Raw genomic sequence first — 14,162 nt, 5'->3', positions numbered from 1 at the left:
CGGTCCAACGACTCAGGCGCCGCCCTCGACCCTCAGCACGCTCGTCACCGACCGGACGATGTCCAGGCCGCGCAGCTCGCCCACCGTCGCGGCGAGCGCGGCGTCCGGTGCCACGTGGGTGACGATGACCAGCTCGGCGTCGCCGTCGCGGCTCGCCGGCCCCCCCGCCGAACCCTGCCGCACGGTCGCGATCGACACGTCGTGCCGGGCGAACACGCCCGCCACCGAGGCCAGCACACCGGGGCGGTCGGCCACGTCGAGGCTGACGTGGTAGCGGGTCAGCGCCTCACCCATCGGCCGCACCGACAGGTCCGCGTACGCGCTCTCGCTGGCCGCGCGCACCCCGGCGAGGCGGTTGCGGGACACCGCGACCACGTCACCGAGCACCGCGCTGGCGGTCGGTGCGCCCCCGGCGCCCCGGCCGTAGAACATCAGTTGCCCGGCGGCGTCCGCCTCCACGAAGACCGCGTTGAACGCGTCACCGACGCTGGCCAGCGGGTGGCTGCGCGGAATCATCGCCGGGTGCACCCGCACGCTGACGGTCTCCCGGCCGGAGGTGTCGACGCCCCGGGCCGCGATGCAGAGCAGCTTGATCGTGCAGCCCATCGCCTGGGCGCTGGCCATGTCCGCGGCGGTCACCTCGGTGATGCCCTCCCGGTGCACGTCCGCCGCGCCGACCCGGGTGTGGAACGCCAGCGAGGCGAGGATGGCCGCCTTCGCCGCCGCGTCGAAGCCCTCGACGTCGGCGGTCGGGTCGGCCTCCGCGTACCCCAGTGCGGTCGCCTCCTCCAGCGCCTCGGCGAAGCCGGCGCCGGTCGCGTCCATCGCGGAGAGGATGAAGTTGGTGGTGCCGTTGACGATGCCGGTGACCCGGTTGATCCGGTCACCGTGCAGCGACTCGCGCAGCGGGCGCAGCAGCGGGATGGCCCCGGCCACCGACGCCTCGTAGTAGAGGTCGCCGCCGCCCTCGGCCGCCGCCTCGTGCAGGGCCACGCCGTCCTCGGCGAGCAGCGCCTTGTTGGCGGTGACCACGCTCTTGCCGGCGCGCAGCGCCTCGACCAGCCAGCCTCGGGCCGGCTCGATGCCGCCGACCACCTCGACCACCACGTCCACGTCGTCGCGCTTGATCAGGCCGAGCGCGTCGGTGGTGAACAGGCTCTCGTCGACCGGCAGGTCACCCCGGTCCCGACCGAGCCGTCGTACGGCGATGCCGGCGATCTCCAGCGGAGCGCCGATCCGGGCGGCCAGGTCGGCCGACTGCTCGTGCAGCAGGCGGACCACCTCCTGGCCGACCGTGCCGCAGCCGAGCAGCGCCAAGCGCACAGGTGACGTCATCCAACATCCAATGCGAGCAGGTCCTCTTCGGTTTCCCGCCGGACGATCAGGCGCGCCTGGCCGTCGCGTACCGCGATCACCGGTGGCCGCGGCACATGGTTGTAGTTGCTGGCCATGCTGCGGCAGTACGCACCGGTGCCGGGCACCGCGACAAGATCTCCGGGCTGCACGTCGGCGGGCAGGAATTCATCCTTCACCACGATGTCCCCGGACTCACAGTGCTTTCCCACCACGCGGGCGAGCAACGGCTGCGCGCCCGAGGCCCGCGAGGCCAGCGTCGCCGAGTAGGACGCGTCGTAGAGGGCCGTCCGGATGTTGTCGCTCATCCCGCCGTCGACGCTGACGTACGTCCTGATGCCGTCGAGGGTCTTGACCGTGCCGACCTCGTAGAGGGTGAACACGGCCGGCCCGACGATGGCCCGGCCCGGCTCGATCGACAGGTGCGGCACGGCCAGGTTCTCCGCCGCGCACTCCGAATCGACGATCTTGCGTAGTCGCTTGGCCAGGTCCTGCGGGGTGGCCGGGTCGTCCTGGGTGGTGTACGCGATGCCGAAGCCGCCGCCCAGGTCCAGCTCGGGCAGCTCCACCCCGCGTGCGTCGCGGATCTGCGCCTGCAGGGCGAGCACCCGGCGGGCCGAGACCTCGAAGCCGCTGGCGTCGAAGATCTGCGAGCCGATGTGCGAGTGCAGACCGCGCAGCTCCAACACGCCCTCATCGAGGATCTTGAACGCGGCGTTGGCGGCGGCACCGCCCGCGAGGGAGAAGCCGAACTTCTGGTCCTCGTGGGCGGTGGCGATGAACTCGTGGGTGTGCGCCTCGACGCCCACGGTGACCCGGACCAGCACCCGGGGCCGCACCCCGCGCTCGCGAGCCAACGCGGTGAGCCGGTCGATCTCGGTGAACGAGTCGACGATGATCCGGCCCACCCCGGCGTCCAACGCCCGGCCCAGCTCGGCGACCGACTTGTTGTTGCCGTGGAAGCCGATCCGCTCCGGTGGCATCCCGGCCGACAGCGCGGTGGCCAGCTCACCTCCGGTGCAGACGTCCAGGTGCAGGCCCTCCTCGGCGATCATCCGGACCACCGCCCGGCAGAGGAACGCCTTGCCCGCGTAGAACACGTCCTCGGTCGGGAAGGCCGCCCGGAAGTCGCGGCAGCGCGACCGCAGGTCGGCCTCGTCGAGGACGTACACCGGGGTGCCGAACTCGGCCGCGATGTCGCGGACGCTCAGGCCCGCGACGGCGAGCGCGCCGTCCGCGCCGCGCGTCACGCTGCGCGGCCACAGCGTCGGCAGCAGGGCGTTCACGTCCTCCGGGGTACGCAGCCAGGCCGGCCCCCGGTTGTTGATGTCCGCGTGCAGCGCACCGGCCTCGTGAGCGCGCATTACTTGTCTCCGCTTCGCGACTGCGGGGCTCGCAAGCTCACTCCTCGCGCTCGCACGCGATCACATCCTCTCGGGGGCGGAGACGCCGAGCAGGTGCAGCCCGTTGGCGATCACCGTGCGGGTGGCGTTGTTCAGCCAGAGCCGGGCCCGGTGCAGGTCGGTGACCTCCTCGTCGCCAAGCGGCAGCACCCGACAGTTGTCGTAGAAGCGGTGGTAGGAGGCGGCCACGCTCTCCTCCAGGTAGCGGGCCACCCGGTGCGGCTCCCGCAGCTCGGCGGCCGTGGCCACCACCGCGGGGAACTCGGCGAGCGCCTTGAGCAGCTCGTTCTCCTTCTCGTGGTCGAGCAGCTCGGGACGGAACGCGTCGGCGTCACCCGGGACCAGCCCCACCTCGGCGGCGTTGCGGGCCACGCCCGCCGTCCGGGCGGCGACGTACTGCACGTAGTAGACCGGGTTGTCGCGGGTCGCCCGGGTCCACAGCTCGATGTCGATGTCGATCGGGGAGTCGCTGGAGTAGCGGGCCAGCGCGTACCGGGCGGCGTCCACGCCGATCGCCTCGACGAAGTCCTCCAGGCTCACCACGGTGCCGAACCGCTTGCTCATCCGCATCGGGGCGCCGTCGCGCAGCAGGCTGACCAGCTGCCCGATGAGGATCTCCAGGTTGCGCTCCGGGTCGTCGCCGAAGCACGCGGCCATGGCCTTCATCCGGCCGATGTAGCCGTGGTGGTCGGCGCCCAGCATGATCACGACCCGCTCGAAGCCGCGCTCCCGCTTGTCCAGGTAGTAGGCGCAGTCCGCGGCGAAGTACGTCCACTCGCCGTTGGACTTGCGCAGCACCCGGTCCTTGTCGTCACCGAAGTCGGTGGTGCGCAGCCAGGTCGCACCCTCGGACTCGTAGAGGTGCCCCTGCGCGCGCAACCGGTTCAATGCCAGGTCGAGTTCGCCCCGGTCGTGCAGGTCCTTCTCGTTGAAGTAGGTGTCGAACTCCACCCCGAAGTCGCGCAGCGAGGAGCGGATCTCGTCGAACATCAGCGCGACACCCTCGACCCGGAAGACCTCCTGGGCGGCGTCGTCGTCCAGCGAGCGCACCTCCGGCCGCCGGGCCTGCACCTCGGTGGCGATCTCGGCGATGTACGCCCCGCCGTAGCCGTCCTCCGGCGCGGCCTCACCCTTCGCGGCGGCCAGCAGCGACCGGGCGAACCGGTCGATCTGCGAACCGGCGTCGTTGAAGTAGTACTCCGTGCCGACGTCGGCGCCGGTGGCCCGCAGCAGCCGGCTCAACGCGTCGCCGACGGCCGCCCAGCGCACCCCGCCGATGTGCACCGGGCCGGTCGGGTTGGCCGAGACGAACTCCAGGTTGATCCTCTCGCCGGCGAGCCGGTCGCTGCGCCCGTACTCGGCGCCGGCCTCGACGATCACCCGGGCGAGCTGACCGGCGGCAGCGGCGTCGAGCCGGATGTTGAGGAAGCCCGGCCCGGCGATTTCCACCGATTTGACACCCGCTGCCCGGCCCAGCTCGTCGGCCAGAGCGGTGGCCAGCTCCCGCGGCGGGACACCCACCTTCTTGCTCAACTGCAGCGCGAGCGTCGAGGCGTAGTCGCCGTGCTCAGGGTTGCGCGGTCGCTCCACCACAGTGCGCTCCGGCAACGCGGCGCGGTCGAGCCCGCGCTGGTCGAAGACGGCGTGTGCGGCGGCAAGGACGACCGAGGCTAGTTCTGCAGGAGTCACCCAACCATGTTATCGGGGGTAGACTCGGGCACTCGGCGGCTCCCCTGCGCGTCATCCGGCCCGCCACTCCCCTGACCGACCGACTTGACGAGGCACGATGAGCATCAGCACCCCGGGTGGCCCGGAGCGCCGCCCGACCGTGGTCAGCACCGGCAAGAAGCCGGCAGCGGGCCGGCCTGCGTCCGGCGCCAAGGCCGGTTCCGGCAAGCCGACGGGCAAGCCGGCAGGCTCCCCCCGAGCCGGCGGCAAGGGCCCGCGCAAGCCGGTCACTCCGGTCAAGGTGACCCAGGGCCGCGCCTGGGGCCCGATCGCGCTCTTCGTCGCGGTCGGCGTGCTGGCGGCCGGCATCATCGGGTACGGCGCCTGGGCGTCCTTCCAGGGCTCCAAGCCGTGGGACAAGCGGGCCAACGCCATCGACGGCATCGCCAACATCCGCAAGTCCGACCCCGACAGCCTCAAGTACGAGTCGCACAAGTCGGGCCCGCTGACCTGGAAGTACTCGCCGCCGGTGGGTGGGGTGCACAACGCCGCCTGGCAGAACTGCATGGGCGACGTCTACGACGCCCCGATCGCCAACGAGCACGCGGTGCACAGCCTGGAGCACGGCGCCGTCTGGATCACGTACCGGCCGGACCTGCCCCAGGACCAGGTCGACAAGCTCGCCGGCAAGGTGCGCGGCGTCGAGAAGACCTTCATGAGCCCGTACGAGGGCCTGGACAAGCCGATCTCGCTGCAGGCGTGGGGCTACCAGCTCAAGGTCGACAACGCCGACGACTCGCGGATCGACGAGTTCATCAAGGACCTGCGGGTCAACGCCTCGGTCGAGGGCCCGACGGCGCTCTGCAACACCGGCATCACCGCCACCGGCACCACGCCGCGTGAGCTCCAGCAGCAGCCCACCCAGTAAGGACCCCGATGACCGCCCCCACCACCACCGACAGCGAGTACGACGACACCCCGACCGTCCCGGATGAGGGCGGTCGGGCCCCGGCGGCGCGCTACGGCGTGTCGGCGCTCGCCATCATGGTGGTGGTGGGGCTGCTCCTCGGGTATGCGGGCGGCCTGCTCACCCCCCGGCTCACCCGACCCGGTGACTCGTCAGTCGAGGCGGGCTTCGCCCGGGACATGACGACCCACCACGCGCAGGCCGTGGAGATGAGCCTCATCGCGTACCGGTCGGCCACCCTCCCCGAGGTGCGGCAGATCGCCGTCGACATCGCCACCGGGCAGCAGGGCGAGATCGGTGCCATGCAGACCTGGCTCCGCGAGTGGGGCCTGAGCCCGACCGGCTCGCAGCCGCCGATGTCGTGGATGTCCGACGGCGCCACCCTCAAGGACGGTCTGATGCCGGGCATGGCCACCCCGGCGCAGATGACCTCCCTGCGGGACGCCCAGGGCATCGAGGTCGACAGACAGTTCCTGACCCTGATGTACGACCACCACCTGGGCGGCATCCACATGATCGACGCTGCGCTCGACGTGACGGACAACGACGAGGTGCTGCGGGTGGCGAAGACGATGAAGGCCACCCAGCAGACCGAGTTGAACAACCTCCGGCAACTCCAGGCGCAGGCAGCCAAGGGCTGATCCGACCGGCCGAGGCAGCACCGGTCTGCGTCAGCCCGAGGCCGATCTCGTCGAGGTCCGCAAGATCCACAAGATCTGCACAACGTCGCCGATGTGGCGGTGTTCCGGACATCCGGACACCGCCACATCGGCGATCCGCATCCTGGCCCCGGCCGACCCGGTGATCGACTCGGCTTCCAGGGAAACCGGGGCATCAACGCGACAGGACGCCCCGACTTTCAGGAACCCGAGTCGATCAGGTCCGACCCAACGCTCCGCGCCCACCCTGACACCAGAGCACCGGGCACCGGGCACCGGGCACCGGGCACCGGGCACCGGGCACCGACCGATGATCGACTCGCGTTTCAGGAAACCGGCCTATCACCGCGACGAGACGCCCCCGGTTCCCGGGAAAGCGAGTCGACCAAGGCGCACACCGCGCCGCCACTTGCCCCTTACGCGCCCCCTTGCACTCCTTATGCACCTTATGGGGCTTTTGGGCGGTCCAGGCGATTACGTTGCTTAGAGAGTTTTCTCCACACATATCGTGACCAGTTGCGATTCGGGCTCGTTGCCCAAGACGTGGGGGTTGCACTCAGAGACGCACGGCGTTCGGTGACCAGTTGGTGCCGACGCCACACCATCGGTGGTGACGGGGCGGTGGCAGCCGTCCGTCGCGGACAGCGGCAGGGCGAGCCGGGAATGCTCAGCCGCGAACAGGAACTCGAACTGATCGACGCGCTGCGGGGCGTCCACCCGGACGAGTTCGGGCTGGACGAGGAGCTGTGGACGAGGCAGAGCCTCACCACGCTCATCCAGCGGCGCTTCGACCTGCCGCTGGAGCCCGGCGCCGTCGGGGCGTACCTGCGGGCCTGGGGGTTGGGTCCGCGCGAGCCACGCGAGCGCGCCTGCGGGCTCTGCGTCAGTGCGGTGGAGCGCTGGGTCCGCAGCGAGTACCCGGCGATCACCCGGGCCGCCCAGGAGCACCTCGCGGAGGTCTACTGGATCGGCCGGGTCCGGCTGCGTGGCACGATGCCGGCCGCGGACGTGATCTCGGCGGTCTCGTCCCGTGGCCGGGTGCGCTTCATGATCACCACGCCGACGGTGGACCCGCCGCTCCCCCGCGACTTCGTGCTGCGGCTCAGCGGCGAGGAGCAGCGCACCGTGCACCTGATCGTGGACGGTTCCTGGCCGCGCAACGAGTGGCCGCGCCGGCTCCCACGTCGGATCGTCCTGCACCCGCTGCCCAGCTGCGGCCGGGCGGTAGCGGCCTGACCGCCGGGCGGTAGCGGCCTGACCGCCGGGGCGGGCCGGTCGTCGACACGATCGGCTCACCCGATACCGATTCGGCGTACGGAGGGGAGGTTTGCTAGTCTTCTCCAGTCGCTGAGCCCCCGTAGCTCAGGGGATAGAGCACCGCCCTCCGGAGGCGGGGGCGCAGGTTCGAATCCTGCCGGGGGCACACTTGCTAAGAAAGCTCCACCAGCACCAAAGGCCTTTGACCAGGGGAAACCCCGGTCAGGGGCCTTACTCGTATGTCCGGCCGCGTCCGGCCATGGCGGCCGCCCTCGTGAAGGGGCGTTGGTTCCCGGGTTCTTGCATCCGCGACCCGGCATGATCAAGATGTCGTCATGCTGTTTCTCGGCTTGACCCTCGCCGCACTGGCCGGAGCCGTCGCGGCGACGATCCTCGCCGTCCGTGGGCTCAGAGGGGTTTTCCGGAGGCAGTCGGGGCGACTGTGGGCCGCAGCGCTCCTCGTCGGCGCGGGGGCCGTCGCCGTGTACGCCTGGGGCCTGCTCAACCTCGGCTACGCGGTGATGCGCGCGGAGGACGGCGGAACCGGCGCCTCCCCGATCGAACCCTGCCGGGAGGTCGGGCCGCAGGTGGCGAGAATGGTCGACGGGTACGGCGTCAGCCTCTTTCCGATGCACTTCGAGTGCCACCTCACCGGCGGCGGGTCGTACGTCACCTCGTCGGTGCCCGGGTACGTCACTCCGGCCACTGTCGCCCTCGGGCTGATTGCCGTCATCTGCGCAGCCCTCGCGACCAGGACGGCAGAGAAGACCCGACCGCCTGTCGCCTGAACCGGAGACCGTCAGCCGCAAAGCCGGAGAGGCAGACGGGCCCGCACCGGATCGTCAGTCGCCGACGTACGCCGCCAGGTGTTCGCCGGTGAGGGTGGAGCGGTTGGCGACGAGGTCGGCGGGGGTGCCCTCGAAGACGATCTGGCCACCGTCGTGGCCGGCGCCGGGACCGAGGTCGATGATCCAGTCGGCGTGCGCCATGACCGCCTGGTGATGCTCGATGACGATCACCGACTTCCCCGAGTCGACCAGGCGGTCGAGGAGGCCCAGCAGTTGCTCCACGTCGGCCAGGTGCAGGCCGGTGGTCGGCTCGTCGAGGACGTAGACGCCGCCTTTCTCGGCCATGTGGGTGGCCAGCTTGAGGCGTTGCCGCTCGCCGCCGGACAGGGTGGTGAGCGGTTGGCCCAGGCTGAGGTAGCCGAGCCCGACGTCGGCGAGCCGGTCGAGGATGGCGTGCGCGGCCGGCGTACGGGCGTCACCGGCGCCGAAGAACTTCTCCGCCTCCGTCACCGACATCGCGAGCACCTCGCTGATGTCGCGACCGCCGAGGCGGTACTCCAGCACCGACGCCTGGAACCGCTTGCCCTCGCAGTCCTCGCAGGGTGCGGCGACGCCGGCCATCATCCCCAGGTCCGTGTAGATCACGCCGGCGCCGTTGCAGCTCGGGCAGGCGCCCTCGGAGTTGGCGCTGAACAGCGCCGGCTTCACACCGTTGGCCTTCGCGAACGCCTTGCGGATCGGGTCCAGCAGCCCGGTGTACGTGGCCGGGTTGCTCCGCCGCGAGCCACGGATCGCGCCCTGGTCGATCGACACCACACCCGCACCGGGAGGGATGGACCCGTGCACCAGGGAACTCTTGCCGGAGCCGGCGACCCCGGTCACCACGACGAGCACTCCGAGGGGTACGTCGACGTCGACGTCCCGGAGGTTGTTGGCGGTCGCGCCACGGATCTCCAGCTTGCCGGTGGGTGTGCGGACCTTCTCCTTGAGGGCTGCCCGGTCGTCGAGGTGGCGGCCGGTGATGGTGCCGCTGGCGCGTAGGCCCTCCAGGCTGCCCTCGTAGCAGACGGTGCCGCCGTCGGTGCCGGCGCCGGGCCCGAGGTCGACGACGTGGTCGGCGATGGCGATGGCCTCCGGCTTGTGCTCCACGACGAGCACGGTGTTGCCCTTGTCGCGCAGTTGGAGCAGCAGCTCGTTCATCCGCTGGATGTCGTGCGGGTGCAGCCCGATCGTCGGCTCGTCGAAGACGTAGGTGACATCGGTGAGCGACGAGCCGAGGTGACGGATCATCTTGGTGCGCTGCGCCTCACCGCCGGAGAGGGTGCCCGACGGCCGGTCCAGCGAGAGGTAGCCCAGCCCGATCTCCTCGAACGAGTCGAGAAGGTGTTGCAGCCCGGCCAGCAGCGGGGCCACCGACGGCTCGTCGATGCCGCGCACCCAGGCGGCGAGGTCGCTGATCTGCATCGCGCAGGCGTCGGCGATGTTCTTACCCTTGATCTTCGACGACCGGGCCTCCTGGCTGAGCCGGGTGCCGGCGCACTCGGGGCAGGTCGTGAACGTCACCGCCCGCTCGACGAAGGCGCGGATGTGCGGTTGCAACGCGTCGATGTCCTTGGAGAGGAAGGACTTCTGGATCGACGGGATGAGGCCCGCGTACGTCAGGTTGATGCCGTCGATCTTGATCTTGGTGGGCTCCCGGTGGAGCAGGTCGTGCTGCTCCCGCTTGGTGAACTTGCCGATCGGCTTGTCCGGGTCGAAGTAACCGCAGCCCCGGAAGATCCGGCCGTACCAGCCCTCCATGCTGTAACCGGGGATCGTGATCGCACCCTCGTTGAGCGAGAGCTTGTCGTCGTAGAGCGCGGTCAGGTCGATGTCGGTGACCGCGCCCATGCCCTCACACCGGGGGCACATGCCACCGAGTCGGGTGAAGGTCGCCTTCTCGGTCTTCGTCTTGCCGGCACCCCGCTCGACGGTGATCGCGCCGGTGGCCTTCACCGAGGGGACGTTGAAGGAGTACGCGTTGGGCGAGCCGATGTGCGGCTGCCCGAGCCGGCTGAACAGGATGCGCAGCATCGCGTTGGCGTCGGTGGCGGTGCCCACGGTGGACCGGGAGTTGGCGCCCATCCGCTCCTGGTCCACGATGATCGCCGTCGTCAGACCGTCCAGCAGGTCGACCTCGGGGCGTGCCAGCGTCGGCATGAAGCCCTGCACGAACGCGCTGTACGTCTCGTTGATCATCCGCTGCGACTCGGCGGCGATGGTGCCGAACACCAGCGAGCTCTTGCCGGAGCCGGAGACACCGGTGAACACCGTCAGCCGCCGCTTCGGGATCTCGACGCTGACGTCCCTGAGGTTGTTGACGCGTGCGCCCTGCACGCGGATCAGGTCGTGACTGTCGGCGACGTGTGGCGTGGACGGCTGGATGGCCGTGCTCATCGTGTCTCCATCTGTCGGGCGCGGATGACTCAGCGCACTTCCTGGATGCGGACCATGTTGCCCGCCGGGTCGCGGAAGGCACAGTCCCGCACGCCGTACGGCTGCTCGGTCGGCTCCTGAACCACCTCGGCGTCGCTGGCCTCCAGCTTGGCGAAGGTGGCGTCGAGGTCGGTGGTGGCGAGGTTGACGCCGAAGTAGCTGCCCTTGGCCATCAACTCGAGGATGGTCTGCCGCTCGTCGTCGGTGATGCCCGGGTTGGCGGCCGGCGGGTGCAGGACGATGGACGTGCTGGGCTGGCCGGCCGGCCCGACCGTGATCCAGCGCATCCCCTCGTACCCGACGTCGAGGCGGACCTCGAAGCCGAGGACGTCCCGGTAGAAGGCCAGCGAGGCCTCCGGGTCGGTGTGCGGAAGGAAGCTCGAGTGAATGGTGATGTCCATGCCGGTCACGCTAACTGCGGCTCGGCGGGCCGCGCTTCTCGATTCCTGACCGGTCTGGTCACCTGCTTCGCCACGCACGACGGCATCCCCGCCGTCGCCTGTGCCGCCTGCCGCCGGTAGACGCTCGGCGGCACACCGACCAGCTCGGTGAAGCGGGTGCTGAAGGTGCCCAGCGACGAACAACCGACGGCGAAACAGACATCGGTGACACTCTGGTCGCCACGACGCAGCAGGGCCATCGCCCGCTCGATCCGGCGAGTCATGAGGTAGCTGTAGGGGGATTCGCCATAGGCCAGCCGGAACTCGCGGCTGAGGTGCCCGGCCGACATGTGCGCACCGCGGGCGAGCGCCTCGACGTCCAGCGGAGACGCGTACTCCCTGTCGATCCGGTCGCGGACCCGACGCAGCACCGCGAGGTCGGCGAGGCGCTGGGTCGCGTCAGTCCTGCTGCTCACCTGGCAGATCGTGCCACAACCCACCGACAATCGGCCGCCAGCCGGCCGCGAGCGCGGCCGCCGAGCCTGGTCAGCCGGCCGCGAGCGCGGCCAGGGAGGCCGATTCAGCCCGGCCGCGAGCGCGGCGGTCGAGCCTGATCAGCCGGCCTCGCGCCGGGCGCGGGCGCGGCGCTTCCCCTCGTGCATGGCCTGCACCCGGGCCACCGGGATGGTCCGGCCCTCGGCGATCAGGTCGGCGGGGAGTGACTGCGGGGCCGGCATCAGCGCCGCCCACGGGTCGCCGTCGGCGAGCAGCCTCGGCGCGGTCCGGATGGTGAAGTCGGCGGGGGTCACCTCGGTCAGGTCGGCCCAGTCGACCGGGAACGAGACCGGCATCCCGGGGCGCAGCCGAGGGCTGTACGCGGCGGCGACCGTCGCACCGCCCGCGCGGGTGGCGTCCACGAACACCCGACCGCCCCGGTCCTCCTTGATGTACGCCGTGGTCGCCAGCGTCGGGTCGAGCCGCTCGGCGCGGACGGCGAGTGCCCGGGTGGCGGCGGCCAACTCCTCGGCCGTCGGCTCCTCGGTCACCGGGACGAAGACGTGCACGCCCTTGGCGCCGCTGGTCTTGACCGCACCGGCCAGACCGGCGTCGGCGAGCGCCTGACGGACCAGCAGGGCCGCGCCGACCGCCGCGCGGAACCCGTCGCCCTCGGGTGGGTCCAGGTCGAGCACCAGATGGGTCGGGCGGTGCAGGTCAGCCGTGGTCGCCAGCGTCGGGTGGTACTCCACCGCCCGCTGGTTGGCGAACCAGAGCAGGGTGCGCCGGTCGTCGCAGAGGGCGTACGAGATCTCGCGCTGCGACGCCTCCGCCCAGACCGACGTCCGACGCACCCACTCCGGGGTGTAGCGGGGCAGGTTCTTCTGCATGAACGGCGGCTGGCCGGGGCGGACCCGGATCACCGACAGCGGCCGGCCGGCCAGGTGCGGGAGGATGCGGTCGTGGACCGCGTCGAGGTAGTCGATCAGTTCACGCTTCGTCGCGTCGTCGCGGTCGGACAGCGGCTGGTCCAGATTGGTCAGGGCCACGCCGTCCCGGGTCTCGTCAGCCTTGCTCACCCGACCACCCTCCCGGCCCCGGTGCCGCCGGTCAACCGGACCTGCCGATCGTCGTCGGTGCTCGTCGTGGCCGGGCCCGACGGTTCGGCGTCCGGCCACGACCCGCCCGGGCCCGACGGTTCGGCGTCCGGCGACGACCCGGCCGAGCGTCGGGGCAGTGTCGTCACCGCCACCAGCAGTGCGGTGACCACCAGCCCGGCGGCCACGGCGAACGCGGTCCGGTAGCCGCCGGCGAGCGCGGCGGTCTCGGCCCAGCCGGCGGCCCGTAGGCCGTCGCTGCGACTGGCGGCCAGGGTGGCCAGCACGGCCAGGCCGACAGCTCCGCCGACCTGCTGGGTGGTGTTGGCGAGGCCGGAGGCGAGCCCGGCGTCCGCGTCGGTCGCGCCGGCCATGGCCAGTGTGGTGACCGCCGGCAGGGTCAGACCGCCGGCCAAACCGAAGATCAACATCGCCGGGAGTACGTCCACCGCGTAGACGCCGTCGTCGGGGAGCCGCGCGAGCAGCAGGAAACCGACAGTCGCCAGGCCGAGCCCGGCGAGGAGCACGCTCCGGGCACCCCAGCGGGCGATCAGCCGACCGGCCAACCCGAGCGAGACCACGGCGATCGTCACCGGGGTGGGTAGGAAGGCCCAGCCGGTGGCCGACGCGCCCAGCCCGAGCACCACCTGCAGCTCCACGGCGAGCAGGAACTGGAAGCCGAAGTACGCGCAGACCATGAGGAACTGCACCGCGTTCGCCGCCACCAGTCCCGGGACGCGCAGCACCCGGGGCGGCAACAGCGGGGTGGCCGCCGTCCGCTGACGTACCGCGAACCCACCGAGCAGCAGCGCCGCGAGCACCGCCGTGGCGAGGGTGCGGGTGCTGGTCCAGCCGTGCTCGGCGGTGCCGACGATGCCCAGCACGGCGGCCATCAGACCGGCGGTGGCGAGCAGCGCGCCGGGCACGTCCAACCCGGCTCGCAGACCGATCCCCCGTTCGGCGGGGAGCCGGCGGACGGCGGCGAGCAGGATGACCGCACCGATCGGCAGGTTGACCAGGAAGATCGACCGCCAGCCGGCCACGTCGGTGAGTACCCCTCCGGCGACAGTGCCCACCGACGCGCCGGCGGCCCCGGTGAAGCTGAACACGGCGATGGCACGGGCCCGTCCGGCCGGTTCGGGATAGAGCCGCACGATCATGCCGAGGCTGACCGCCATCGCCAGGGCTCCGCCCACGCCCTGCCCGAAACGTGCGCCGACCAGCACCGCCGGTCCGGTGGCGACCGCGCACGCGAGCGAGGACGCCGTGAACAGCGCGACGCCGGCCAGGAACACCGCCCGTCGGCCGAGCAGGTCACCGAGGCGCCCGGCGAGCAGCAGCAGCCCGCCGAACGCGACCAGGTAGGCGTTGACCACCCAGGCCAGACCGGCGGCGGTGAAACCCAGATCCCGTTGTACGGCGGGCAGCGCCACCGCGACGACCGTGCCATCCAGAATGATCATCAGGCTGCCGGCGCAGAGAACCAGCAGGGCAGGCCAGCGGGATGGGACGACACTCTGCACGACACTCCTCCTAGGTGCACGGTTTGTTACCGAGGTCATCGTCTGTGACCATGAGCCGGAGCGGAAGGAGGCACTGTTGTGTCCCAGAGGAACAGCG

At 71.2% G+C, this 14,162-nt stretch carries 12 protein-coding genes and 1 tRNA gene; 5 read left to right on the top strand and 8 right to left on the bottom strand.

Translation table 11 applies throughout. The annotated features are described in order from the left end of the window. Positions 1-12 precede the first annotated feature (12 nt). The 3 genes from O7617_RS17775 to argS are packed head-to-tail and all read right to left on the bottom strand — an operon-like array spanning position 13 to position 4,445. On the bottom strand, positions 13-1,323 hold the full coding sequence (locus tag O7617_RS17775) for a homoserine dehydrogenase (protein WP_282264774.1): 1,311 nt from the start codon (positions 1,321-1,323) through the stop codon (positions 13-15). Positions 1,324-1,331: 8 nt separating this feature from the next. Then, positions 1,332-2,717, bottom strand: coding sequence for a diaminopimelate decarboxylase (gene lysA / locus O7617_RS17770; protein WP_282256901.1), 1,386 nt, complete (start codon positions 2,715-2,717; stop codon positions 1,332-1,334). A gap of 60 nt (positions 2,718-2,777) precedes the next feature. Further along, a complete protein-coding gene (gene argS / locus O7617_RS17765; RefSeq protein ID WP_282256900.1) occupies positions 2,778-4,445 on the bottom strand; it encodes an arginine--tRNA ligase in 1,668 nt (555 codons plus the stop codon). Positions 4,446-4,542: 97 nt separating this feature from the next. Here argS and O7617_RS17760 point away from each other — a divergent pair, with 97 nt between their 5' ends. The 5 genes from O7617_RS17760 (at position 4,543) to O7617_RS17740 (ending at position 8,095) form a co-directional block, all read left to right on the top strand. Continuing rightward, positions 4,543-5,352, top strand: a complete 810-nt coding sequence (locus O7617_RS17760) for a DUF3105 domain-containing protein (RefSeq protein WP_282256899.1) — start codon at positions 4,543-4,545, stop codon at positions 5,350-5,352. Positions 5,353-5,360: 8 nt separating this feature from the next. Beyond that, entirely contained in the window at positions 5,361-6,032 is a 672-nt protein-coding gene (locus O7617_RS17755) for a DUF305 domain-containing protein (protein ID WP_282256898.1), read from the top strand. 561 nt (positions 6,033-6,593) lie between these two features. Then, a complete protein-coding gene (locus O7617_RS17750; protein ID WP_282256897.1) occupies positions 6,594-7,286 on the top strand; it encodes a winged helix-turn-helix domain-containing protein in 693 nt (230 codons plus the stop codon). A gap of 115 nt (positions 7,287-7,401) precedes the next feature. After that, positions 7,402-7,473: transfer RNA gene (locus tag O7617_RS17745), tRNA-Arg, on the top strand. Positions 7,474-7,642: 169 nt separating this feature from the next. Continuing rightward, positions 7,643-8,095, top strand: a complete 453-nt coding sequence (locus tag O7617_RS17740) for a hypothetical protein (RefSeq protein WP_282256896.1) — start codon at positions 7,643-7,645, stop codon at positions 8,093-8,095. Between the two features lie 54 nt (positions 8,096-8,149). Here the strand turns inward: O7617_RS17740 and O7617_RS17735 are convergent, their stop codons facing one another. The 5 genes from O7617_RS17735 to O7617_RS17715 all read right to left on the bottom strand — a co-directional run bounded on the left by O7617_RS17735 (position 8,150) and on the right by O7617_RS17715 (position 14,065). Then, positions 8,150-10,531, bottom strand: a complete 2,382-nt coding sequence (locus O7617_RS17735) for an excinuclease ABC subunit UvrA (protein WP_282256895.1) — start codon at positions 10,529-10,531, stop codon at positions 8,150-8,152. A 29-nt stretch (positions 10,532-10,560) separates the two neighbouring features. Further along, positions 10,561-10,971, bottom strand: coding sequence for a VOC family protein (locus tag O7617_RS17730; protein ID WP_282256894.1), 411 nt, complete (start codon positions 10,969-10,971; stop codon positions 10,561-10,563). A gap of 5 nt (positions 10,972-10,976) precedes the next feature. After that, the gene (locus O7617_RS17725; protein ID WP_282256893.1) at positions 10,977-11,426 is read right to left on the bottom strand and encodes a helix-turn-helix transcriptional regulator; all 450 of its coding nucleotides are present in this window, start codon (positions 11,424-11,426) and stop codon (positions 10,977-10,979) included. Positions 11,427-11,564: 138 nt separating this feature from the next. Continuing rightward, the gene (locus O7617_RS17720) at positions 11,565-12,524 is read right to left on the bottom strand and encodes an ATP-dependent DNA ligase (protein WP_282256892.1); all 960 of its coding nucleotides are present in this window, start codon (positions 12,522-12,524) and stop codon (positions 11,565-11,567) included. Continuing rightward, positions 12,521-14,065 carry an MFS transporter gene (locus O7617_RS17715; RefSeq protein WP_282256891.1) on the bottom strand — a complete coding sequence of 515 codons (1,545 nt, stop codon included), beginning with the start codon at positions 14,063-14,065 and terminating at the stop codon, positions 12,521-12,523. Before O7617_RS17715 ends, O7617_RS17720 begins: the two co-directional genes overlap by 4 nt. Positions 14,066-14,162: the final 97 nt, after the last annotated feature.

This window comes from Micromonospora sp. WMMD1155 (assembly GCF_029581275.1).
Taxonomy (GTDB): Bacteria; Actinomycetota; Actinomycetes; order Mycobacteriales; family Micromonosporaceae; genus Micromonospora.
The sequence above is the reverse complement of the archived record's forward strand: the minus strand, read 5'-3'. Positions and strand labels throughout refer to the sequence as shown.